Source organism: Pseudomonas sp. fls2-241-R2A-110, from assembly GCF_030209165.1.
Lineage (GTDB): Bacteria > Pseudomonadota > Gammaproteobacteria > Pseudomonadales > Pseudomonadaceae > Aquipseudomonas.
This window is the reverse complement of sequence record NZ_JARVSN010000021.1, coordinates 300500-322966: the sequence shown is the minus strand read 5'-3', so window position 1 is coordinate 322966 and position 22467 is coordinate 300500. Positions and strand designations below refer to the sequence as shown.

General features: G+C 60.6%; 21 protein-coding genes. 18 read left to right on the top strand and 3 right to left on the bottom strand.

Annotated elements, in window-relative coordinates; translation table 11 throughout:
* Positions 1-80: 80 nt before the first annotated feature.
* The 3 genes from QRN31_RS18470 to selO are packed head-to-tail and all read left to right on the top strand — an operon-like array spanning position 81 to position 6717.
* Positions 81-1823: a potassium/proton antiporter gene (locus QRN31_RS18470; protein WP_285433626.1), complete on the top strand. Its 1743-nt coding sequence runs from the start codon at positions 81-83 to the stop codon at positions 1821-1823.
* A gap of 34 nt (positions 1824-1857) precedes the next feature.
* Entirely contained in the window at positions 1858-5205 is a 3348-nt protein-coding gene (gene mscK / locus QRN31_RS18465; RefSeq protein WP_285433625.1) for a mechanosensitive channel MscK, read from the top strand.
* A gap of 48 nt (positions 5206-5253) precedes the next feature.
* The gene (selO, locus tag QRN31_RS18460; RefSeq protein ID WP_285433623.1) at positions 5254-6717 is read left to right on the top strand and encodes a protein adenylyltransferase SelO; all 1464 of its coding nucleotides are present in this window, start codon (positions 5254-5256) and stop codon (positions 6715-6717) included.
* Between the two features lie 6 nt (positions 6718-6723).
* On the opposite strand, the gene mazF is transcribed toward selO, so the two are convergent.
* A complete protein-coding gene (mazF, locus tag QRN31_RS18455) occupies positions 6724-7086 on the bottom strand; it encodes a type II toxin-antitoxin system toxin MazF (protein ID WP_222589465.1) in 363 nt (120 codons plus the stop codon).
* Positions 7086-7355 (bottom strand): type II toxin-antitoxin system antitoxin MazE, encoded by a 270-nt coding sequence (mazE, locus tag QRN31_RS18450; protein ID WP_090176492.1) that lies wholly within the window; start codon positions 7353-7355, stop codon positions 7086-7088. Before mazE ends, mazF begins: the two co-directional genes overlap by 1 nt.
* Positions 7356-7627: 272 nt before the next feature.
* On the opposite strand from mazE, the gene trxC reads away from it, so the two are divergent.
* Positions 7628-8062 carry a thioredoxin TrxC gene (gene trxC, locus QRN31_RS18445; protein WP_030129872.1) on the top strand — a complete coding sequence of 145 codons (435 nt, stop codon included), beginning with the start codon at positions 7628-7630 and terminating at the stop codon, positions 8060-8062.
* Between the two features lie 70 nt (positions 8063-8132).
* Here the strand turns inward: trxC and QRN31_RS18440 are convergent, their stop codons facing one another.
* Positions 8133-8903, bottom strand: coding sequence for a ParA family protein (locus QRN31_RS18440; RefSeq protein WP_285433620.1), 771 nt, complete (start codon positions 8901-8903; stop codon positions 8133-8135).
* Positions 8904-9258: 355 nt separating this feature from the next.
* Between QRN31_RS18440 and QRN31_RS18435 the strand changes: the two genes are divergently transcribed.
* From QRN31_RS18435 to QRN31_RS18370, 14 genes are read left to right on the top strand one after another with little or no spacing between them, the layout of a single operon-like run.
* Positions 9259-9984, top strand: a complete 726-nt coding sequence (locus QRN31_RS18435; protein ID WP_259155691.1) for a beta-ketoacyl synthase chain length factor — start codon at positions 9259-9261, stop codon at positions 9982-9984.
* Positions 9960-10769: a lysophospholipid acyltransferase family protein gene (locus tag QRN31_RS18430; protein ID WP_285433618.1), complete on the top strand. Its 810-nt coding sequence runs from the start codon at positions 9960-9962 to the stop codon at positions 10767-10769. The genes QRN31_RS18435 and QRN31_RS18430 overlap by 25 nt, the downstream gene beginning before the upstream one ends.
* The gene (locus QRN31_RS18425) at positions 10750-11010 is read left to right on the top strand and encodes a phosphopantetheine-binding protein (RefSeq protein WP_285433617.1); all 261 of its coding nucleotides are present in this window, start codon (positions 10750-10752) and stop codon (positions 11008-11010) included. Before QRN31_RS18430 ends, QRN31_RS18425 begins: the two co-directional genes overlap by 20 nt.
* A gap of 9 nt (positions 11011-11019) precedes the next feature.
* Positions 11020-11274 (top strand): acyl carrier protein, encoded by a 255-nt coding sequence (locus QRN31_RS18420; RefSeq protein WP_222589460.1) that lies wholly within the window; start codon positions 11020-11022, stop codon positions 11272-11274.
* Positions 11271-11816: a COG4648 family protein gene (locus tag QRN31_RS18415; protein WP_090176512.1), complete on the top strand. Its 546-nt coding sequence runs from the start codon at positions 11271-11273 to the stop codon at positions 11814-11816. The genes QRN31_RS18420 and QRN31_RS18415 overlap by 4 nt, the downstream gene beginning before the upstream one ends.
* Positions 11813-13495 (top strand): acyl-CoA synthetase family protein, encoded by a 1683-nt coding sequence (locus QRN31_RS18410; protein ID WP_285433614.1) that lies wholly within the window; start codon positions 11813-11815, stop codon positions 13493-13495. Before QRN31_RS18415 ends, QRN31_RS18410 begins: the two co-directional genes overlap by 4 nt.
* Positions 13488-14222: a glycosyltransferase family 2 protein gene (locus QRN31_RS18405; RefSeq protein WP_285433612.1), complete on the top strand. Its 735-nt coding sequence runs from the start codon at positions 13488-13490 to the stop codon at positions 14220-14222. Before QRN31_RS18410 ends, QRN31_RS18405 begins: the two co-directional genes overlap by 8 nt.
* Positions 14219-15166, top strand: coding sequence for a lysophospholipid acyltransferase family protein (locus tag QRN31_RS18400; RefSeq protein ID WP_285433611.1), 948 nt, complete (start codon positions 14219-14221; stop codon positions 15164-15166). The genes QRN31_RS18405 and QRN31_RS18400 overlap by 4 nt, the downstream gene beginning before the upstream one ends.
* Positions 15147-16691 (top strand): HAL/PAL/TAL family ammonia-lyase, encoded by a 1545-nt coding sequence (locus QRN31_RS18395; protein ID WP_222589456.1) that lies wholly within the window; start codon positions 15147-15149, stop codon positions 16689-16691. The genes QRN31_RS18400 and QRN31_RS18395 overlap by 20 nt, the downstream gene beginning before the upstream one ends.
* Positions 16684-17109 (top strand): acyl-CoA thioesterase, encoded by a 426-nt coding sequence (locus QRN31_RS18390; RefSeq protein ID WP_285433609.1) that lies wholly within the window; start codon positions 16684-16686, stop codon positions 17107-17109. The genes QRN31_RS18395 and QRN31_RS18390 overlap by 8 nt, the downstream gene beginning before the upstream one ends.
* Positions 17106-17708 carry an outer membrane lipoprotein carrier protein LolA gene (locus QRN31_RS18385; RefSeq protein WP_285433607.1) on the top strand — a complete coding sequence of 201 codons (603 nt, stop codon included), beginning with the start codon at positions 17106-17108 and terminating at the stop codon, positions 17706-17708. Before QRN31_RS18390 ends, QRN31_RS18385 begins: the two co-directional genes overlap by 4 nt.
* Positions 17692-20031, top strand: a complete 2340-nt coding sequence (locus tag QRN31_RS18380) for an MMPL family transporter (protein WP_285433605.1) — start codon at positions 17692-17694, stop codon at positions 20029-20031. The genes QRN31_RS18385 and QRN31_RS18380 overlap by 17 nt, the downstream gene beginning before the upstream one ends.
* A complete protein-coding gene (locus tag QRN31_RS18375) occupies positions 20028-21188 on the top strand; it encodes a cation:proton antiporter (protein WP_285433604.1) in 1161 nt (386 codons plus the stop codon). The genes QRN31_RS18380 and QRN31_RS18375 overlap by 4 nt, the downstream gene beginning before the upstream one ends.
* A complete protein-coding gene (locus tag QRN31_RS18370; RefSeq protein ID WP_285433603.1) occupies positions 21175-22422 on the top strand; it encodes an NAD(P)/FAD-dependent oxidoreductase in 1248 nt (415 codons plus the stop codon). The genes QRN31_RS18375 and QRN31_RS18370 overlap by 14 nt, the downstream gene beginning before the upstream one ends.
* Positions 22423-22467: the final 45 nt, after the last annotated feature.

Below are 22467 nucleotides of genomic sequence, written 5' to 3'. Positions count from 1 at the left end.
ATTTCAACAGGTTAGAATCGCTGGCACGCAGACTGCATGGTCAGTTTGCGCCCGTCTTTCAGCTTTCTGGAGTACTGCCTTTGAATGCGACGACCATCAACAGCCTGTTCTTGATCGGCGCGTTGCTGGTAGGTGCAAGCATTCTGGTGAGCTCACTTTCGTCCCGCCTCGGCATCCCGATTCTGGTGATCATCCTGGCCGTGGGCATGGCGGCCGGCGTCGACGGCGGCGGCATTATCTTTGATAACTATCCAACGGCTTATCTGGTCGGCAACCTCGCATTGGCGGTGATCCTGCTCGACGGCGGATTACGCACCCGGGTCGCGAGTTTCCGCGTCGCACTGTGGCCTGCGCTGTCGCTGGCCACCGTCGGGGTGTTGATTACAACCGCACTGACCGGCCTGGTCGCAGCGTGGCTGTTCAACCTGAACATCATTCAGGGCTTGCTGATCGGCGCGATTGTCGGCTCCACGGACGCTGCGGCGGTGTTCTCGCTGCTGGGTGGCAAAGGCTTGAATGAACGGGTCACCGCCAGCCTCGAAATCGAGTCCGGCAGCAACGACCCGATGGCGGTGTTTCTCACCGTCACCCTGATTGACATGCTCGCCAGCGGCCAGACCGGCCTGCACTGGAGCCTGTTGGGGCATTTCGTGCGTGAGTTCGGCATAGGCGCCATCATCGGCCTGGGCGGCGGCTGGGTGATGCTGCAATTGGTCAACCGGATCAACCTGGCCAACGGCCTCTACCCGATTCTGGTGATTGCCGGCGGCCTGGCGGTGTTCGCCCTGACCAACGCCCTGCACGGCAGCGGCTTCCTTGCCGTCTATCTCTGTGGCCTGGTCATCGGCAACCGTCCGGTACGCAGCCGCCACGGCATCCTGCACATGCTCGACGGCATGGCCTGGCTGGCGCAGATCGGCATGTTCCTCGTGCTGGGTCTGCTGGTGACGCCGCATGACCTGTTGCCCATCGCCCTGCCCGCGCTCGGGCTGGCGCTGTGGATGATCCTGTTTGCGCGGCCATTGTCGGTGCTGGTCGGCCTGCTGCCGTTCAAAGCCTTCCACGGACGCGAGAAAGCATTCATCTCCTGGGTCGGATTGCGCGGCGCGGTCCCGATCATTCTGGCAGTGTTCCCGCTGATGGCCGGGCTGCCCCATGCACAGCTCTACTTCAACCTCGCCTTCTTTATTGTGCTGGTGTCCCTGCTGGTGCAAGGCACGAGCCTGCCGTGGGTGGCGAAACTGTTGAAAGTCACCGTCCCACCAGAGCCGGCGCCGATCTCCCGTTCCGCGCTGGAAGTGCATGTCACCAGCGAGTGGGAGCTGTTCGTTTATCGCCTCGGTGCCGAAAAATGGTGCATCGGTTCGCCCCTTCGCGAGCTGAAAATGCCGGAAGGCACTCGCATCGCTGCGCTATTTCGTGGCCAGCAACTGCTCCATCCGTCGGGTAGTACGGTACTTGAAGTCGATGATTTGCTCTGCGTTATCGGCCATGAACATAACCTTCCGGCCCTGGGAAAACTCTTCAGCCAGGCACCGCAGCGCGGGCTGGATTTGCGTTTCTTCGGCGACTTCGTGCTCGAAGGAGACGCCCAGCTGGCTGCGGTTGCGGCCCTGTACGGGTTGAAAGTCGAAGGCATCGATCCGGACATGTCCCTGGGCCGTTTCATCGCGCAGAAAGTCGGCGGCGCTCCCGTCGTCGGCGACCAGGTGGAGTGGAACAACACCATCTGGACCGTCGCGGTCATGGACGGGAACAAGATCGGCAAAGTGGGCGTCAGATTCCCCGAAGGAAGTCGCCCGGGTCCCGGCTTGTTCCTCTAAACTCCACTCTTCGTCTCGTTTTCGATCGGTCTCTATGTCAACCCTGCGCACCTTTTTCATCATGGCCCTGCTGGGCTTGAGTCTGTCTGTCGGAACCCTGCAAGCGGCCGAACCGCCGTCCAGCGAAGCCGTGCAGGCGAACCTGGACAAGATCGCCGACCGTAAACTGCCGGAAGCCGATCAGAAAGCCTTGCAATCGATCCTGCAAAACACGCTGACCCAGCTCAACAATCAGCGCGATTACGAGCAGAAGCTGGCGGCCCTCAAGCAACAGTTGGCCACCGCGCCCAAGCAGAACATCGAGAACCAGCGTGAGCTGGTCCGGCTCAAAGCCTCCAAAGTGCTGCCGGTGGCGCAACGCTACGCCAATCAGTCAATCCAGCAGCTTGAGCAAATGCTCACCGAGCGCTCGACCCAGCAAAGCGATTTGCAAAAAGCACTGGCCGAGGCCAACAGTCTGGTGATTACCGCCCAGACCCGTCCCGAGCGCGCCCAGGCTGAAATTTCCAGCAGCCAGACACGCATTCAACAGATCAACAACATTCTCAAGACCGGTAAAGACGCCGGCAAGACTTTGACCGGCGAACAGCGAGACCTGCTCAATGCCGAGCTCGCGGCCCTCAATGCACTGATTCCGCTACGTCGCCAGGAACTGGCCGGCAACAACCAGCTGCAAGATTTGGGTAACAGCCAGCACGACCTGCTGACAGAAAAGTCTGACCGCCTCGATCAGGAAATCCAGGAGCTGCAAACCCTGATCAACCAGAAGCGCCTGGCTCAGTCCCAAGAGACAGTGACGCAGCAGTCCATCGAAGCGCAGAAGTCCGGCGGCAGCAGCCTGCTGGCCACCGAAAGCGCAGCCAACCTGAAACTCTCGGACTACCTGCTCAAAAGTACCGACCGCCTCAATGAAGTCACCCAGCAAAACCTGCAGACCAAGCAACAGCTGGACAACGTGACACAGAGCGATTCGGCGCTGGACGAGCAAATCAACGTGCTCAAGGGCAGCCTGCTGCTCTCCAAGATTCTCTACAAACAGAAACAATCGCTGCCGCACCTCAAGCTTGATCGAGATTTGGCCGACCAGATTGCCGACATTCGCCTCTACCAGTTTGAAGTCAGCCAGCAACGGGAATTGCTTAGCAACCCGGCGACCTATGTCGACAACCTGCTGGCGTCCCAACCGCCGGAACAAGTCACTCCGCAACTGCGCAAGAGCCTGCTGGACTTGGCCACGACCCGGGCGGACCTGCTGGAGCGGCTGAACCGCGAACTGAGCGCGGTGCTCAACGAATCCATCACCCTGCAACTCAATCAGAAACAATTGCTCAGCACCGCGCAAAGCCTGCGGGCAACGCTCGATGAGCAGATGTTCTGGATTCCCAGCAACAAGCCACTGGATCTGGAATGGATGCGCGCCGTGCCGGAACGCCTGCAACGCCAGGTGACGACATTGCCGTGGGCCTCCAGCCTCAGTGAGCTGACCGATGGCCTGATTCAGCGACCGCTGCTGTTTCTGCCGCTGGTGCTGCTGATTGGCGCGTTGCTGTGGCGGCGCAAAAGCCTGTATGCCCGACTGAACAAGGTTCACCAGGACATCGGCCACTTCAAGCGCGACAGCCAGTGGCATACACCCCAGGCCATCCTGATCAATATTCTGCTGGCGATGCCGGTTTCCCTGGGCCTGGCCTTGTGCGGCCTGGCGTTGCAGATCGATGCCCGCGGACAGAATGCCAACATGGGCGCGGCACTGCTGCAAATGGCCCAGGCCTGGCTGGTGTTCTACACCGCTTACCGAATCCTTGCGCCGGGTGGCGTGGCCGAACTGCATTTCCGCTGGGAAAAACCCCAGGTCGAATTCCTGCAAGGCTGGGTCCGCAGGCTCGGGCTTGTGGTGATGGCATTGGTCGCGGTGGTGGCTGTCGCCGAACTGCAACCCGCGACACTGGCCGATGACGTGCTCGGTATGCCGGTGGTGTTGACGTGCTACGCCTTGATGGCCTGGCTGCTCAGCCGCCTGCTGGTCAGCAGCCCGACTCACCAGAACGCATCGCTGTTTCGCAAAGCAGTGGGGATCATGTTCACCGTCCTGCCCGTCGCGTTGTTCGTCGCGGTGTGCTTCGGCTACTACTACACGGCGCTGAAGCTGAGTGACCGGTTGATCAACACGCTCTATCTGCTGATGTTCTGGCTGGTGATCGAAGCCACTTTCGTTCGCGGCCTCAGCGTTGCGGCCCGGCGCCTGGCTTATCAGCGAGCGCTGGCCAAACGGCAGGCCGCAAAAGAAGCCGGCGAAGGCGAAGCGGTGATCGAAGAGCCGACGCTGGACATCGAAAAGGTCAACGAACAATCGCTGCGACTGATCCGTCTGGCCTTGCTGGGTGGTTTCATCGCCGCGCTGTATTGGGTCTGGTCCGATCTGATCTCGGTGTTCTCGTACCTGGACAACATCACCCTTTACGAATACACCAGCGGCACCGGCGCCAACTTGAGCATGGTGCCCCTCAGTATTGGCGACTTGCTCGGCGCCCTGATCATCATCGGCATCACCTTCGCCCTCGCGCGCAACTTGCCGGGACTGCTGGAAGTGCTCGTGCTGTCGAAGTTGAACCTGGCGCAAGGCAGCGCCTACGCCACGACCACGCTGCTCTCTTACGCGATTGCCGGCATCGGTTTCGTATCGACCCTGTCCACCCTCGGTGTGAGCTGGGACAAGTTGCAATGGCTGGTGGCAGCGCTATCGCTGGGTATAGGTTTCGGGATGCAGGAGATTTTCGCGAACTTCATCTCCGGCATCATGATTCTGTTCGAGCGCCCGGTGCGCATCGGCGACACAATCACCATCGGCAACCTGTCGGGCACGGTCAGCAAGATCCGTATCCGCGCAACCACCATCACCGACTTCGACCGCAAGGACATCATTGTCCCGAACAAGACGTTCATCACCGGGCAACTGATCAACTGGTCCCTGACCGACACCATTACCCGCGTGACTCTCAAGCTCGGCGTCGATTACGGCTCCGACCTGGATCTGGTGAAAGAACTGCTGCTCAAAGCTGCCCGGGATAACCCGCGTGTACTGAAGGATCCAGAACCGCATGTGTACTTCCTGAACTTCGGCGAAAGCACCCTCGACCACGAGTTGCGCATGCACGTGCGCGACCTCGGCGACCGTAACCCGGTGCTCGACGAGGTCAACCGCTTCATCAATCGCGAGTTCAAGAAGCAGCACATCAACATCTCGTTCCGCCAGATGGAGGTTTACCTCAAGAACCTCCAGGGTCAGGAATACAAAATGGTGCCGATCGAGCCGGAATCCAAAACCATCGTCCCCAAGCGAGATGACGAACCACAAGAGCCGCCGGCCGCCAAGCTCGACTAACCGGCTTATCCCTAGCAGAATGCTCGGACATTCTGCTGGAGATGGCCGTTGAAAGTCCTCGACGAACTGACCTTCGATAATCGCTTTGCCCGCTTGGGCGATACGTTTTCCGTTCATGTGTTGCCCGAGCCTATCGACAACCCGCGCCTTGTCGTTGCGAGTCCTGCCGCCATGGCGTTGCTCGATCTCGACCCGGCCGTGGCCGACACCCCGGAGTTCGCCGAGCTGTTCAGCGGCCATAAGCTCTGGGCCGATGCGGTCCCGCGGGCGATGGTCTATTCCGGCCATCAGTTCGGTTCCTACAACCCGCAGCTTGGCGATGGTCGCGGTTTGTTACTAGGCGAGGTCTACAACGAAGCCGGCGAGCACTGGGACTTGCACCTGAAGGGGGCGGGCCAGACACCTTTCTCAAGAATGGGCGATGGACGTGCCGTGCTGCGGTCTTCGATCCGCGAGTTTCTCGCCTCCGAAGCGCTGCATGCCCTGAACATCCCGACCACTCGCGCACTCTGCGTGATCGGCTCCGACACGCCGGTATGGCGCGAGAAACAGGAACGCGCGGCCATGGTCCTGCGCCTGGCACCGAGCCATGTGCGCTTCGGCCATTTCGAGTATTTCTACTACACCAAACGCCCCGAGAAACAGAAAGAACTCGGTGAGCATGTGCTGGCCATGCACTTTCCAGAATGCCTGGAACAGCCGGAACCGTATCTGGCGATGTTTCGCGAGATCGTCGAGCGCAATGCCGAGCTGATCGCCAAATGGCAGGCTTACGGTTTCTGCCACGGCGTAATGAACACCGACAACATGTCGATCCTGGGCATCACGTTCGACTTCGGCCCCTTCGCCTTCCTCGATGATTTCGACGCCCACTTCATCTGCAACCACTCGGATGATCAGGGTCGTTACTCCTTCAGCAATCAAGTGCCGATCGGGCAATGGAACCTCAGCGCCCTCGCCCAGGCCCTGACACCGTTCATCAGCGTCGAAGCCCTGCGCGAAACCCTCGGTTTGTACTTTCCGCTCTACCAGGCCCATTACCTGGACCTGATGCGCCGCCGACTTGGTTTGACCACCGCTGAAGAGGACGACCAGAAATTGCTGGAGCATCTGCTGCAGCTGATGCAGAACAGCGGCGTCGATTACAGCCTGTTCTTCCGCCGACTTGGCGATGAATCACCCGAGCTGGCTGTAGCCCGATTGCGCGATGACTTTGTCGACATCAAGGGTTTCGATGCCTGGGGCGAGCTTTACATCGCCCGGGTCTCCCGAGACGGCGCGCCGGATCAACAACAGCGCCGCGCACGGATGCACGCGGTCAATCCGTTGTACATCTTGCGCAACTACCTGGCGCAGAAAGCCATCGATGCGGCAGAGGGTGGTGACTATTCAGAGGTTCGCCGTTTGCACGCGGTGCTGAGCAATCCGTTCGAAGAACAACCGGGGATGGAGAGTTACGCCGAGCGGCCGCCGGAATGGGGCAAGCATCTGGAGATCAGTTGTTCGTCGTGAAACTGTTCATTCCAGGGGATCGATGGCACTGACGACTCGAGCGATGATGTCTGCCATCGTGATGTCATCCAGTCGCTCAATGAATTTGGCTGAGCCGTCGCGAACACGCTGCTCAATATCAAAACTGCGCACCTGATTACAAACCGCAACGCCATTCGTTTCGTGGCCAGAGACGATGACTGCCAAACCGGAGCTTCGACTGAAGCTCCCACCGCTGGTCACCGGCACCGTCATGCTGACACCCAAAGAGTTGATCTCCCTTGGGGTGATCACGACGAATCGATGCCGATCCATCATCTCCCGCCCAGCAACCGGGTTCGGATCAATCCAATAGACATCACCCCGCTGCGGGGCTTGCCGACGCACCATCAACCCAACTCCCGGCCAACTGGATCGCCTTCACGCGCAAACGCCGTCTGGGCATTCAGTTCTGCTATTTCTTCGGACCCTTCCAGCAACTCGGCAAGGCTGTAGCGCTTGCGAGAAGACTGGACAACCGGGCGGGCAATCAACTCACCGTCGACTACATTCAGTTCAAGCTGCGCCCCCACGTCCAAATGCAGGAGCTTCAGTAATGTGGGGGGGAGAGTAATCACCGCAGCGCCACCTTGACGGCGAATTTTGGAAGTCACGGACATGGGATAACTCCTATCCGACAATTGAGAGATATCGATTTCTCGATAAGTGCAACAAAAGTAGCACGACGCTAAAGGCAAAAGCGAACTCCTTATTAAGGTATCTAAACAGGTAAAGTTGCCACCAGCGTAGCCATCGATTGCAATCCGAAACTCTGGAATATGTGAGCATTTGCGACAGTCTGCGTCCTCGATCTAAAAATCTGTCTTGATAAACGCAGGTTGCGACTCCAGATCAGCTTTGGATTGCCCAACCTTTCAGAGCCCGCCCGATCATGACCGACCCACTCCTCATCCCCTGCCCCCACTGCAACGGCCTCAACCGCATCCCCGCCGAACGCCTCAATGACCATCCAAAATGCGGCCGCTGCAAAGCCGAGGTCTTGCTGAACAAACCATTCGAGTTGAAGCAAGGTGATTACGCCAGTCAGATCAAGGGCGATCTGCCGTTGCTGGTGGACGTCTGGGCAGACTGGTGCGGGCCATGCAAGTCGTTTGCGCCGGTGTTCGAGCAAGCGGCGGGGCAATTGGCGGGCAAGTGCAGGTTGGCCAAGCTGGACAGTGAGGCGAATCAGCAGTTGTCGGCGCAGCTGGGGATTCGTTCGATTCCCAGTTTGATTCTGTTCAAGAACGGCCGGGAAGTGGCGCGCCAGAGTGGGGCCTTCCCGTTACCGCAGTTGATGAGCTGGTTGCGTAGCCAGGGCATCTGAAACCACCACGAACCCAATTGTGGGAGCGAGCCTGCTCGCTACCACATGAGCCCCGTTCCACATCAACGAATCAGGCGTTTTCCAGCAAGTTGTGCAGTTCGACGAACTGCTGGGTCAGCTTGTGCCGTGGGTCAAGGTGGATCAGCGGCGTGTTGGCCTGGTGGGATTCCCGCATGCGCACCGAACTGCCCAGATAGACCGGGAGCACCGGCAACCCTTCGGCAATCAACTCGTCGAGAATCTGCTGAGGCAGACTTGCGCGAGCCTGGAACTGATTGACAACGATCCCCTCGACCTCCAGGCCTTCGTTGTGGTCTTCCTTCAACTCTTCGATTTCCGCCAAAAGGCCATACAGCGCCTGGCGCGAAAAACTATCGCAATCGAAAGGAATCAGCACGCGGTCAGCGGCGATCAGCGCCGATACCGCGTAGAAGTTCAGCGCCGGGGGCGTATCGAGGTAGATACGGTCGTATTCGCCGTCCAGTTCATCAAGCAACTTACGCAGCTTGTTGATCTTGTGCTTGGCCTCGAGCTTGGGCTGTAGATCAGCCAATTCAGCCGTGGCGGTGATGACGTGGAGGTTATCGAACGGTGTCTCGTAGATATCGACTTGGTTTTTCTTCGAAAACGGCCCGGATGACAGGGTCTGTTTGAAGAAGTCGGCGATGCCCATCGGAATGGCATCACCTGTGAGGCCTGTCAGGTATTGAGTGGAGTTAGCTTGGGAGTCGAGGTCCACCAACAACGTTCGATACCCCTCGCTGGCACTGACCGCTGCCAAGTTGCAGGCAATGCTTGACTTGCCCACACCACCTTTTTGATTGAACACCACGCGCCGCATGTCAAAACCTCCGTGTATCAAAGAATGACCGAGTGTAGTAGTCCACGGCGCTGCTTAGCTACCTCGTCGGCACAGGGACTACACAGTCAGCGGCAAACTCTTAATCAAAAATCCGCTATCTCTGCCACTGATCTCTGACTGAGCCGACAGACTTGATCACCACGATGTGGATAATGGCCAAACGATAGCGATGCGCGGACTAACCGGTACATTTCGTTGAGCAAAATGTAACCATCATTTGCTACGCGCCCGCCGCAACGGGATAATGTCCGACACTCGGCGCCCAGCGCCACGTAAGGTAGCTCACGCTTTTTTGCGACTCTCCGTGTCAAGAAAGCCCGCAGGGGCGGGAAGAATGTCTGTGATCAACTTCAACATCGCCCAATGGCGCGCGTGGGCCCCAGGGCTCGAAAGCGTGGACGATTGGCAGGCCTGGAGCCGACAACCGGTCGCGCTTCAGAACAGCGATGCCGCCCCCGACGTCTCTTTTCTCCCGGCGATGCAGCGTCGGCGACTCAGTCGTCTGGCGCGGATGGCATTCAGTGTCGGCTGGCCGTTGGCCGAGGGTCGCGATGAACTACCGTTGGTCTTTATTTCCCGTCACGGCGAAACCCCACGCACCTTTGAGATTCTCAGCGATCTGGCCGCCGATCAGCCGTTGTCGCCCACTCAATTCAGTTTGTCGGTTCACAATGCGGTGATTGGCCTGTGGTCGATCCTGCGGGGTGAAACCAGCGAAATGACCGCGCTCGCCGCTGCCGGTGACGGCCTTGAAAACGGCATGCTAGAGGCCGCGGCACTGCTCGCCGAAGGCGCGCCAGCCGTTTTGCTGATCGTCACCGAAGAACAACCACCCCAAGCCTACTCGGCCTGGATTGATGACGTACCGTTCCCTTATGCGGTCGGTCTGTTACTGACGCCGGGCACTGAGTGGCAGCTGTCCATGAACAGCCCTGCGGATCCGTTGTCAAAAGCCCAATGGCCACATGCCTTGAATCTATTGCGTACCCTGCTTGGCCAGCAGACCACCTGCCAACATGCCTGGAAAAATCGCGTATGGACCTGGCAACGCAACCTGTAACCGAAAAAAACCGCGACGCTTATTACTGGCGTCTGCTGGCCACTGCCGCGAGCTTCACCCTCTTCGGGCTGGGTGGACTGTGCCTGCGTCTGGTGGTTTTCCCGCTGTTGAGCTGTCTGCCCGGCGATGCCCAGGCACATCGACTGCGGGCGCGCATAACCGTGAGCCGCTGCTTCTGGTTTTTCGTGCGGTTCATGGCTCGCACCGGCGTGCTGACCTACGATATCCAGGGCGCGGAAAAACTCGGTCGTCCGGGTCAGATGATCATTGCCAATCACCCATCGCTGATCGATGTGGTGTTCCTGATCGGCCTGGTCAGCCACGCCAATTGCGTGGTCAAGCAAAGCCTCTGGACCAACCCCTTCACCCGTGGCCCTCTGCGCCGCACCGAATACATCAGCAACGACGGCAGCATGGACATGCTGGACACGGCAGCTGACGCACTGAAAAACGGCCAGACCCTGATCATTTTTCCCGAAGGCACCCGTACCCAGCCAGGCAAACCGCCGGCCTTTCATCGGGGGGGCGCGGCAATCGCCATGCGCGGTGCGAAAATCCTCACCCCGGTGATCATCAAGGTCAATCCGAGCACATTGACCAAGGCAGAACCCTGGTATCGCATCCCAAAACGCCGTGTGCACTTCAGTTTCCGTGTCGGGGCCGATATAGACCCACAAGCCTTCGCCGCGTGTGGCCCTGCGCCTCAGGCCTCGCGCAAGCTCAACGATTATTTGCATCACTACTTTATCAAGGAGCTCGCCGAAGATGAGCGATCTACAACGTGACATCAAACTGCTGATTATCGAAGCCCTGGGCCTGGAAGACATCAGCGTCGACGACATCGGCGACGACCAGACGCTATTTGGCGAAGGCCTGGGACTGGACTCGGTGGATGCCCTGGAACTGGGCCTGGCGATCCAGAAAAAGTACGGCATCAAAATCGATGCCGACGCCAAGGACACTCGTAATCATTTCAGCAACGTGGCGAGCCTTGCGGCGTTCGTCACCGCAAAACAGGCAGCTTGAGACCGGACCATGCAAACTCGAGACGACATTTTCAACACCCTGCGCGATGCCTTGGTCGAACTCTTCGAGCTGGATCCTGGCCGCGTCAGCCTCGAATCCAATTTGTATCAGGACCTGGAAATCGACAGCATCGACGCCGTCGACCTGATTGATCACATCAAGCGCCAGACCGGCAAGAAAATCGCCGCCGAAGAATTCAAATCGGTGCGCACCGTCGGCGACGTGGTCGAGGCGGTCTACCGTCTGGTTCAACCCGCCGCATGAGCCGACTGATCGGCCTGGGCCTGCTGCTGGCAGGCCTGTTGTACCCCTTTGCGGTGTATTTCGGCATGGAGCATTTTGCGCCGTGGCAGTTCGGCCTGTTGCTGGGCAGCTTGTGGCTGGCGCGTGCCGTGCTCGGTGCGCGTCGTCCCGGCAGCCTGTGGATGGCATTGACCGCTATCGGTTTCTGCCTGTTGCTGGCGCTGTTCGACAGTCCGTTGTTATTGCGCTGGTATCCCGTGCTGATCAACGCCTTCCTGCTTGGGCTTTTTGGCCTGAGCCTGAAAATCGGGCCGCCGATGGTCGAACGGCTGGCAAGGCTGCGTGAACCGCACTTGCCGGCCAGAGCCATTGTTTATACCCGTCAGGTGACGATCGTCTGGTGTGTATTTTTTCTCTTTAACGGTTTGCTCGCCGCCGCCCTGACGCTTTGGGCGCCGCTGAGTTGGTGGATGTTGTACACCGGCCTGATTTCCTACGGATTGATGGGCTTGCTGTTTGCCATTGAATGGCTCATACGACAACGGGTACGAGGCCACCCATGAATTGGATAAAACTTGAGCAGTTGCTGCTCAAGGCTCAACCGGAACGCGCCGTGACGGCCGAGCCGGCATTGAATCACGCACAGCTGTGCGAACAGGCGCTGAGCCTGGCGGCTGGCCTGCAATCCCAAGGCGTGCAACGCATCGCCGTGCACCTGGAAGATGCCGCCGACCTGGCGATTGCCCTGCTCGGTGCCTGGCGTGCCGGGGTCAGCGTGCTGCTGCCCGCCGATCTGCAACACCAGACTCGCCAGCGCTGGTCGACCGAAGTCGATCTGTGGCTGACCGATCAGGCAGATGACGCGCACCTGACCGATTACCGGCACGCACCACTGAGCGCCGCTGCGCTGGATCTGGATCGCTGCCAGTTAAGCCTGTGCACCTCAGGTTCCAGTGGCGAGCCCAAGCGCATCGACAAGAACCTGCGCCAATTGGCCAACGAAGTTCAGGCACTGGAGCAGTTGTGGGGAGCGGATCTGGGGCAGGCGTGCATCATCGGCAGCGTTGCTACCCAGCACATCTACGGACTGTTGTTTCGGGTGCTGTGGCCGCTGTGTGCCGGGCGCTCGTTCCTGCGAAAACAACTGGCCTTCCCGGAAGACCTGCAACGCGCCAGCCGCGAACACCCGGCGTTTGCCTGGGTCGCCAGCCCGGCGTTGCTCAAGCGCATGGGCGACAACCTCGACTGGCCGGCGCTGAGTGCCGTTCGCCGAGTGTTTTCATCCGGTGGCGCGCTACCGGCCGAGGCTGCGCAAAGCCTTTTCGAGCGGCTGCACCAATGGCCGACAGAAATCTTTGGCAGCTCGGAAACCGGCGGCATCGCCTGGCGCCGGGGTCACGAGCTCTGGCAACCCTTCGCTGATATCGAGTTGAGCCAGGACAGCGACGGCGCCCTCTTGATCGCGTCTCCCTACTTGCCCGCCGGCCACATCGAGCACACCGCCGATGCGGCCAGAATCGATGCCGACGGCCGCTTCGAACTGCTTGGACGGCTGGACCGGATCGTCAAGCTGGAAGAAAAGCGTATCTCGCTGCCGATGCTGGAAAAGGCGCTGACTGACCATGACTGGGTGGCCGAAGCGCGCCTCGGCGTGGTCCGGGAAAATCGCGCCTCACTGGGTGCGCTGCTGGTGCTGACAGACGCCGGCCTGCATGCGTTGCGCAATCAAGGTCGACGCACCCTCACCCAAGCGTTGCGTCAGCATCTGAGCCAGCATTGCGAAGCCCTGGCGCTGCCGCGGCGCTGGCGAATGTTGCGCCAGTTGCCGCTGAACGCTCAGGGAAAACTGCCCCAGGCCGACGTCGAAGCCTTGCTGCTGGCGCCTCGTCCCAAGGCGCCGCAAGTGTTGGAGCAAGTCGAACTCGAAGGTGAATGGAGTCTGCAACTGGCCGTGCCGCCGGACCTGGCCTATTTCAGCGGACACTTCCCGAAGACACCGGTGCTGCCTGGCGTGGTGCAGGTGGACTGGGCCTTGAGCCTGGGCCAGCAATTGATGAAGCTGCCAGCAAAATTTGCCGGCATGGAAGTGCTGAAATTCCAGCAACTGGTGCGCCCGGGCGATGAAGTCCAATTGCACCTGCGCTTTGACCCTGAACGCGGCAAGCTGTACTTCGCCTATCGCAATGAAACCGCGACCTGCTCCAGCGGGCGCATCTTGCTGGAGGCTGAGGGTGATGCATAACCCCTGCGCCGTGGTCCCGGTCTACAACCATGAAACCGCCATCACCACGGTGGTCGACGCGCTGATTGCCAGCGGCCTGCCGTGCATTCTGGTGGACGATGCCAGCGATCAGGCCTGCGCCAGAGTGCTCGACCAGCTCGCGCAGCGCGAAATGGTCAACCTGATCCGCCTCGCCGCCAATCAGGGCAAGGGCGGTGCAGTCATGACCGGTTTTCGCGAAGCCTCGCGCCTGGGTTTCAGCCACGCCTTGCAAGTGGACGCCGACGGCCAACACGACCTGCAGGATGTGGCGATCTTCATCGAAGAATCGCGCCGGCATCCCGACGCAGTGATCTGTGGTTATCCGCAATACGATGCCAGCGTGCCCAAAGGTCGTTTGTACGCCCGCTACCTGACCCACGTCATGGTCTGGATCAACACGCTTTCATTGCAGATTCGCGATTCCATGTGCGGTTTCCGCATCTATCCATTGCCAGCAACGCTGGCACTGATCGACTCGGCAAAAATCGGCAAACGCATGGATTTTGACTCGGACATTCTCGTGCGGCTGGCCTGGCGCAATCTGCCGATGCAGTGGTTGCCGGTGCGGGTTCATTACCCGCTGGACGGGGTCTCACATTTCCGCCTGTTCCACGACAACGTGCTGATTTCGAGCATGCACACACGGCTGTTCTTCGGCATGTTGCTGCGGGCGCCGCTGATACTCTGGCGACGGTGGCGGACATGAACATCAACGCAGACAAACAGCACTGGGCAGACCGTCAGGAACGCGGCAGTTTCTGGCTGATGAAGCTCACCGCGTTCGGCGCCAAGGTCCTCGGTCGTCGTCTGCTGAGCCCGCTGCTGTACGGCATCGTCCTGTACTTTTTCCTGTTCGGTCGCAGCGCCCGTCAAAGCGCCTGGCAATACCAACAGCGGCTCGCCGACTGGAGTGGTCGCCCCGAATTGCGCCCGACACACTGGCGAGTGTTCAGCCAGTTCATGGCCTTTGCCGATTCAATGCTCGACAAACTCGACGTGTGGAACGGCAAGCTGAGCATCGAGCAAATCGAAATCATCGACCCGGCACTGTTACGCAATCAGTTGCGCGGCACGCGCGGGCAGATGCTGGTGGGTGCGCACCTGGGCAACCTCGAAGTCTGCCGCGCGCTGGCGGAGATCGGCGAGAAAGTCACGATGAACGTGCTGGTGCACACCAAGCATGCCGAGCAATTCAACCGTCTGCTGGGTGAAGCCGGGGCGACCAACTTGCGGCTGATTCAGGTCAGCGAGCTGGACCCTTTGATCATGCTGCAACTGCATGAACGCCTGGAGCGCGGCGAGTGGCTGGCGATTGCCGGCGACCGTGTGCCGTTGCATGGCGGGCGTAGCGTGACGGTGGACTTCCTCGGTCATCAGGCCGCGTTCCCTCAGGGACCGTGGCTACTGGCCGGTCTGCTCAAGTGCCCAATCAATCTGCTGATGTGCCTGAAGAAACCGTCAGGCCAATACCGCGTGACCCTCGAGCCGTTTACCCATGCCGTGGTGTGGAAACGCAGCGACCGCGAACAGGTCATCCATCAGTGGGCGACCCGCTACGCCGAACGCCTGAGTCACTATTGCCTCGAAGCACCTCAACAATGGTTCAACTTTTACCCTTTCTGGAAGACCGATGACGACGCCAACGCTTGAGCCGGTAACCTTCGGCGAACTCCCTTTGCGCATTGAAGACGTACTGGCCCTGGCCAACCGTCAGGTACCGACGCAGTTGCAAAGTGATCCCGCGTACCGTGAGCGCATCGCCAAGGGCGCGCGATTCCTCGATTCCCTGCTGGACAAGGAAGGCGTGATCTACGGCGTGACCACCGGCTACGGCGACTCTTGCGTGGTCGCCGTGCCACTGCATCATGTCGAGGCCCTGCCCCGTCATCTGTACACCTTCCATGGCTGCGGACTGGGCAAACTGCTCGACGCCCAAGCCACGCGCGCGGTGCTCGCCGCGCGTTTGCAGTCGCTGTGCCACGGCGTGTCGGGTGTGCGCGTGGAACTGCTGGAGCGCCTGCACGCGTTCCTCGAACACGACATCCTGCCGCTGATCCCGGAAGAAGGTTCGGTGGGCGCCAGCGGCGATCTGACACCGTTGTCCTACGTCGCGGCGACCTTGTCCGGCGAGCGTGAGGTGATGTTCCGTGGCGAGCGCCGCCAAGCGGCCGACGTGCACCGCGAACTCGGCTGGCAGCCGCTGGTGCTGCGCCCGAAAGAAGCCCTGGCATTGATGAACGGCACTGCCGTGATGACCGGCCTCGCCTGCCTGGCCTATGCCCGAGCCGATTACCTGCTGCAATTGGCCACGCGCATTACCGCGCTGAACGTGGTCGCGCTGCAAGGCAACCCGGAACACTTCGACGAACGCCTGTTCGCCACCAAACCGCATCCGGGGCAGATGCAAGTGGCCGCGTGGCTGCGTAAAGACCTGGCGATCGACGCGCCGACCGCGCCGCTGCATCGCCTGCAAGACCGCTATTCCCTGCGCTGCGCGCCGCATGTCCTCGGCGTCCTGGCCGACAGCCTGAACTGGCTGCGCTCGTTCATCGAGATCGAGCTCAACAGCGCCAACGACAACCCGATCATCGACGCCGAAGCCGAACGCGTGCTGCACGGCGGGCATTTCTACGGCGGCCACATCGCGTTCGCCATGGACAGCCTGAAAAACCTGGTGGCCAACGTCGCCGACCTGCTCGACCGTCAACTCGCGCTGTTGGTGGACGAGCGTTACAACCATGGCTTGCCGAGCAATTTGTCAGGCGCCAGCGCTGACCGGGCGATGCTCAATCACGGCTTCAAGGCCGTGCAGATCGGCACCAGCGCCTGGACCGCCGAAGCCCTGAAAAACACCATGCCGGCCAGCGTCTTCTCGCGCTCCACCGAATGCCACAACCAGGACAAGGTGAGCATGGGCACCATCGCCGCCCGTGATGCGATCCGCGTGCTGGAGCTGACCGAACAGGTCGCCGCCGCCACCTTGCTCGCCGCCAACCAAGGCGTGTGGCTGCGCAGCAAGGCTGAAGATGCGCGGCCATTGCCGCCAGCCCTGGCCGCCATGCACGAAGAATTGGGCAAGGACTTCCCGCCGGTAATCGAAGACCGTGCACTGGAAGGTGAACTGCGTCTGTGCCTCAAACGGATTGCCGAGCAACACTGGAGGCTGCATGCGTAGCAAGGGAGTGCTTCATACCGATACGGAAATCCTTGTGCCGTTCTTTGACGTCGACACCATGAACGTCGTCTGGCACGGCCATTACGTCAAATACCTGGAAGTGGCCCGCTGTGCGCTGCTGGACAAGATCGGCCACAACTACACCGCGATGGTCGAATCGGGTTACGCCTGGCCGGTGATCGACCTGCAATTACGCTATGTGCGTGGCGCCGTGTTCGGCCAGAAGCTGAACGTGCGCGCCAATCTGGTCGAATGGGAGAACCGCCTGAAGATCAATTACCTGATCAGCGACCTGGACTCCGGCGAGCGCTTGACCCGCGCCAGCTCGGTACAGGTTGCCGTCGACATGACCAGCCGCGAGATGCAGCTGGCTTCACCGAAGATCTTCACTGACGCCGTTGAAAGGATGCTGGCATGAACCCGTTTTTTAAATGCCTCGGCGCGTTAGCACTGCTCGGTTTGTCATCGATCGCTCACGCCTTCGATCTGCAACAACTGAGCGATCAACTGGCCAAACCCGATGTGATCCACGGCAACTTCATCCAGGAAAAACACCTGCGTGCCCTGCCCCAGCCACTGACCAGCAAGGGCACTTTCGTCCTCGCCAAAAACCACGGTTTGCTCTGGCTGCTGAAAACGCCGCTGCAACAGGATTACCGCATCACCGACAAAGGCATTGCCCGACGCGACGCCAGCGGTTGGCAGATGCTGCCAGGCAAGAGTGCCGGCACCGAGCAGAACCGGTTGTTCCTCGCCGTGCTGCAAGGCGACAGCAGCGGCCTGCAACGGGATTTCGAGCTGTCGCTGAGCGGCGAGGCGCAAAACTGGAATCTGACGCTGACCCCGCGCTCAATGCTGCTCAAGCAAGTGTTCAACCAGATCAACATCACCGGCGGTGAGTTGGTGCACAGCATCGAGCTGCTGGAAACCCAGGGTGACAGCACCCTGTTGCGCATGCAGGACAGCACCAGCGCGCAACCGCTGAGCGACGCGGAGCAACATGACTTTGCCGAGTGAACGCAGGCTCCCGTGGCTGTTTCTGATCCTGCTGTTGGCGGTGCTCGCGCTCGCCGGCTGGCAATGGCGTAACGGCGCGCCGCTGTCGGCCAACCTGATGGAACTGGTGCCGGGCACGGCGCCGGACGCGCTGGAACTGCGCGCTGAACAACGCATGCAAGAACCGCTGAACCGCGAAATGCTGGTGCTGGTCGGCCATAAAGATCGCCCGCAAGCCATCGCCATGGCGCAGAAACTGGGTGAGCAGTGGCAAGCAAGCGGCTTGTTCGAGAAGGTCCAGTGGACCCTGCAAGCCGACTTGCCAGCGCTGCGCGCTCAATTGCTGCAAGGCCGATTGGCAATGTTGTCTCCCTCGGATCGTCAGCAACTGATCGAACACCCTGACGCCTTTATCCAACAGCGCGTGCAAGCGCTGTTCGACCCCTTCACCGGTTTCAGTCTGGTGCCGAGCCAGGAAGACTGGCTGGGGCTAACCGGACGCATCCAGAACAGCCAGCCACAACACGGCGCCGTGCAACTGGACATCGGCAGCGGCGCACTGGTGGCCGATGCCGACGGTAAAAGCTGGGTGATGCTGCGGGCAAAAACCACCGGCAACGCCTTTGACATGAGCCTGCCGCTGCAAGTGGCCGCCCTGCTCAAACACAGCCGCGAAGAAGCGGCACAGAGCGATGTTCAACTGCTCGCCGCCAGCGGCTTGCTCTACGCGGCCAATGGTCAACAACAAGCCACCCGCGAAATGACCTGGGTCGGAGGCGGCGCTACCGTCGGCATTTTGTTGCTGCTGTTGCTGGCCTTCCGGCGCTGGCGGGTCTTGCTGGCGTTCGTGCCGGTGCTGGTGGGCATGCTGTTTGGCGCCGTGGCCTGCGTGGCGCTGTTCGGTCACATGCATGTGATGACGCTGGTGCTGGGGTCGAGCCTGATTGGCGTTGCCGTCGATTACCCGCTGCATTACCTGTCGAAAAGCTGGAGCATGAGACCCTGGCACAGCTGGCCGGCGTTACGCCTGACCTTGCCAGGCCTGACGCTGAGCCTGATCACCAGTTGCATCGGCTACCTGGCGCTGGCGTGGACGCCATTCCCGGCGCTGACCCAGATCGCCGTATTCTCCGCCGCCGGTCTGCTGGGCGCCTACCTGTCAGCGGTGTGCCTGCTGCCGGCGCTGCTCAAGGGCGCGGACCTGCGACCGGCGCAATGGCCGCTACGCGTCAGTGAGTTTTTGCTGGAGCTACGCGAATCGTTGCTCAAAATTGCGCGTACGCCGGTGCTGCTGGCATTGCTGATTGCCTTTTGCGTCGGCGGCTTGTTGCAACTCGAGAGCAAGAACGACATCCGCCAGTGGATCGGCACGCCGCAGCAACTGACGGACGAGGCCAGAACCATCGCGCGCATTACCGGCTATCAACCCACCAGCCAGTTCTTCCTGGTGCGTGCGGCCAACCAGCAGGAACTGCTCGAGCGCCAAACCGCACTGAGCGAACGTCTCGATCAACTGGTCAAGATGGACAAACTCCAGGGTTATCTGTCGCTCAACCAACTCGTGAGCCAACCGAGCGAACAGCGCAAGGTACGCGAAGCGCTAAACAAATTGCCGCAATTCTGGCAACCGCTGCTCGACCTCGGCGTGCCGGCGCAAGCGCTGCAAGCGGAGCTTGTGCAGTTGCAGGCGTTGCCCACCGAAGACATCGACGCGGCGCTGACCGGTCCGTTGGCCGAGCCTTATCGCACCTTGTGGCTGGGGCCGACCGATGATGGTGTGGCGGCGATGGTCAGTCTGCAAGGCCTGAACAATCCTTCGCTGCTGCGCGCTCAGGCGCTGGACTTGCCGGGTGTCCAACTGGTCGACCGCCTCGGTGAACTGAACACTGTATTCGCGGCGACCCAGATCAGTGCCGCGGAGCTCAAACTCGCCTCCTGCGCGCTGATCGTGCTGGTGCTGATCGTGCCATTCGGCCTCGGTGGCGCGCTGCGCATCGTCTCGCTGCCCTTGTTGGCCGCGTTGTGCAGCCTGGCCAGTCTTGGCTGGCTGGGTCAGCCGCTGACACTTTTCAGCCTGTTCGGCCTGTTGCTGGTGACGGCGATCAGCGTCGATTACGCGATCCTCATGCGCGAACAGGTCGGCGGCGCCGCCGTGAGCCTGCTGGGCACCTTGCTGGCGGCGGTCACCACCTGGCTGTCGTTCGGTCTGCTGGCGGTGTCCAGCACGCCGGCGGTGAGCAACTTCGGCCTGTCGGTCAGCCTGGGCCTGGCTTTCAGCTTCATCCTTGCGCCGTGGGCCGGACGCCATGTCCACACCGCTGCCGTTACGGAGTCGGCCGCATGATGATCGCCGTGTTTTGGCTCATGGCCCTGGCAATGTTCGCCACGGCCACCCGAGTCGGTCGGCATTTTGGCCTGATCCCGATCGTCAGCCAGTTGCTGCTGGCGACCTTCGGCCTGCCGCTGCTGATGTACTTCTGGATCGAGCCGGGCTGGCAACTCAGCGGCACCGAACTCATCTCGCCGACGTGGCTGAAAAACCTCTACAGCCTGAGTTTTGCCTTGCTGCTCGGGCACATCCTCAGTGACGTGATCGACCTGCGACTGGATCGCCAGAGCCTGAAAATCGCCCTGCCAAGTTTCTGCATTCCGTTCGTCTGCGGACTCGCCACCGCCATTTGGTTGCTGCCGGCGCAATCCTGGATCAGCTCACTGGCCGTTGGCCTGGTGTTCGCCATCACCGCCATTCCGGTGTTGTATTTGTACCTGCGACACATCCATTACCCGCCCGAAGCCACCCGACGCCTGGTACAAACGGCGATTCTCATCGACCTGACGTGCTGGACGCTGTTCGGCTTCGCACAAGGCAGTTTGCACCTGAGCAGCCTCTTGCTACCGCTGGCCGGCGCTTGCCTGCCGCTACTGCTGCGCCTGCTCGGTGCGCGCCAACCGATACTGTACAGCGGCGGCTTCTTCGCGCTGCTGGTGGTCGCCGAACACTTCAAGCTCAACGCGCTGATTTTCGGCATCGGTTACTTGTTGTGCATGGCCGCGCTGAAAGTGCCACTGGTGCTGCCGTTGCCGGCGATCTGGATGAGCCGCTTGCAAACCTGGATCGCCATTCCGCTGATCCTGACGTTCGGTATCGTGCAGATCAACGTTCATGCTGCGATGGCCAGCCTCAGCTGGATCCAGCTGGCGGCGCTGCTGCTGTTGCCTATTGCCAGCAAACTGCTGGGCAACTGGCTGGGCCTCGGCTGGGCCGGCGCCTCGTTCGAGGGCGCCAGTCGCTGGCGCGAAAGCCTGCTGCTGAATATTCGCGGCTTGAGTGAGATCGTCTTTCTCAACCTGCTGCTGCAACAACAGCTCATCAGTCCGGCGCTGTATTTCGCGCTGATGCTGATGGGCCTGATCGCGACATTGCTGCCGGCACTCGCCGGCATGCACAGCCCCCCTTTGAATATCGCCGCCCCGGCAAGGAGCCCCCGTGCCAACAGTTGAAATGGAACATCGCCAGGTCGTCGTTATCGGTGCGGGCCCCTCGGGCGCCATCGCCGCCGCGCTGCTCAAGCGCAAAGGTCATGACGTGCTGATGATCGAACGCCAGCATTTCCCACGATTTTCCATCGGCGAAAGCCTGTTGTCGCACTGCCTGGACTTCGTCGAAGAGGCCGGCATGCTCGATGCAGTGAACGCCGCCGGATTCCAGATGAAAAATGGTGCGGCGTTTGCCTGGGGCGACCAATACAGCGCCTTTGATTTCGGCGACACGTTCAGCCACGGCAAGCCGACCACCTTCCAGGTTCAACGCGCCGATTTCGACAAGTTGCTGGCCGACCAGGCCGCGTTGCAAGGCGTGGAGATTCGCTACGGCGAGGCCATCGTCAGCGCCGATTTCACCCTGGCAAAACCGCAGCTCGATGTGCTGCGAGAAGATGGCAGCCGATACCGCGTCGAAGCTGATTTCGTGCTCGACGCCAGCGGTTACGGCCGGGTGCTGCCGCGCTTGCTGGACCTTGAAGCGCCGTCGAACTTCCCGGTGCGCCAGGCCGTGTTCACCCACATCGAAGACAAGATCGACAGCCCGACCTTCGAGCGGGAAAAAATCCTCATCACCACCCATCCGACCCATCGCGACATCTGGTTCTGGACCATCCCGTTCAGCAACGGCCGATGCTCGGTGGGCGTAGTAGCGGCAGCCGAGCACTTCGAAGGCCGCATGGACAACCTGGACGAGTGCCTGCGCGGTTTTATCGCTGAAACCCCAAGCCTGGCCGGCGTCCTGAACAACGCTGTGTGGGACACCCCCGCGCGCACCATCGGTGGCTACTCGGCCAACGTCAAAACCTTGCACGGCCCGGGCTTTGCGCTGCTGGGCAACGCCGCGGAATTCCTCGACCCGGTGTTCTCCTCCGGCGTGACCATCGCCATGCGCTCGGCGAGCATGGCCGCCGGCGTTCTGCACCGCCAACTGCAAGGTGAAAGCGTTGACTGGCAAACCGAGTTCGCCGCACCGCTCAAGCGCGGCGTCGACACATTCCGCTGCTACGTCGAAGGCTGGTACGCCGGGACCTTCCAGGATGTGATTTTCCATCCAGACGGTTCACCGGACATCCGCCGCATGATCAGCGCGATCCTCGCCGGTTATGCCTGGGACGAGCGCAATCCGTTCGTCAGTGAACCCAAACGTCGGCTGCGCATGCTGTCAGAACTCTGCGCCAGAGATGTCACATGAATAACGTGAACGCCTTTTTGTGGCGAACTTCTCTTGAAGGTGAGG

What these genes read in the sequence shown, in the direction of transcription:
- mscK (WP_285433625.1), top strand. Translation starts at nt 1,858, where the DNA reads ATGTCAACCCTGCGCACCTTTTTCATCATGGCCCTGCTGGGCTTGAGT.
- trxC (WP_030129872.1), top strand. Translation starts at nt 7,628, where the DNA reads ATGACCGACCCACTCCTCATCCCCTGCCCCCACTGCAACGGCCTCAAC.
- QRN31_RS18430 (WP_285433618.1), top strand. Translation starts at nt 9,960, where the DNA reads ATGGACCTGGCAACGCAACCTGTAACCGAAAAAAACCGCGACGCTTAT.
- mazE (WP_090176492.1), bottom strand. Translation starts at nt 7,355, where the DNA reads ATGTCCGTGACTTCCAAAATTCGCCGTCAAGGTGGCGCTGCGGTGATT.
- QRN31_RS18400 (WP_285433611.1), top strand. Translation starts at nt 14,219, where the DNA reads ATGAACATCAACGCAGACAAACAGCACTGGGCAGACCGTCAGGAACGC.
- QRN31_RS18385 (WP_285433607.1), top strand. Translation starts at nt 17,106, where the DNA reads ATGAACCCGTTTTTTAAATGCCTCGGCGCGTTAGCACTGCTCGGTTTG.
- QRN31_RS18395 (WP_222589456.1), top strand. Translation starts at nt 15,147, where the DNA reads ATGACGACGCCAACGCTTGAGCCGGTAACCTTCGGCGAACTCCCTTTG.
- QRN31_RS18405 (WP_285433612.1), top strand. Translation starts at nt 13,488, where the DNA reads ATGCATAACCCCTGCGCCGTGGTCCCGGTCTACAACCATGAAACCGCC.
- QRN31_RS18420 (WP_222589460.1), top strand. Translation starts at nt 11,020, where the DNA reads ATGCAAACTCGAGACGACATTTTCAACACCCTGCGCGATGCCTTGGTC.
- QRN31_RS18375 (WP_285433604.1), top strand. Translation starts at nt 20,028, where the DNA reads ATGATGATCGCCGTGTTTTGGCTCATGGCCCTGGCAATGTTCGCCACG.
- QRN31_RS18435 (WP_259155691.1), top strand. Translation starts at nt 9,259, where the DNA reads ATGTCTGTGATCAACTTCAACATCGCCCAATGGCGCGCGTGGGCCCCA.
- QRN31_RS18390 (WP_285433609.1), top strand. Translation starts at nt 16,684, where the DNA reads ATGCGTAGCAAGGGAGTGCTTCATACCGATACGGAAATCCTTGTGCCG.
- QRN31_RS18410 (WP_285433614.1), top strand. Translation starts at nt 11,813, where the DNA reads ATGAATTGGATAAAACTTGAGCAGTTGCTGCTCAAGGCTCAACCGGAA.
- QRN31_RS18425 (WP_285433617.1), top strand. Translation starts at nt 10,750, where the DNA reads ATGAGCGATCTACAACGTGACATCAAACTGCTGATTATCGAAGCCCTG.
- QRN31_RS18415 (WP_090176512.1), top strand. Translation starts at nt 11,271, where the DNA reads ATGAGCCGACTGATCGGCCTGGGCCTGCTGCTGGCAGGCCTGTTGTAC.
- QRN31_RS18440 (WP_285433620.1), bottom strand. Translation starts at nt 8,903, where the DNA reads ATGCGGCGCGTGGTGTTCAATCAAAAAGGTGGTGTGGGCAAGTCAAGC.
- mazF (WP_222589465.1), bottom strand. Translation starts at nt 7,086, where the DNA reads ATGGTGCGTCGGCAAGCCCCGCAGCGGGGTGATGTCTATTGGATTGAT.
- QRN31_RS18380 (WP_285433605.1), top strand. Translation starts at nt 17,692, where the DNA reads ATGACTTTGCCGAGTGAACGCAGGCTCCCGTGGCTGTTTCTGATCCTG.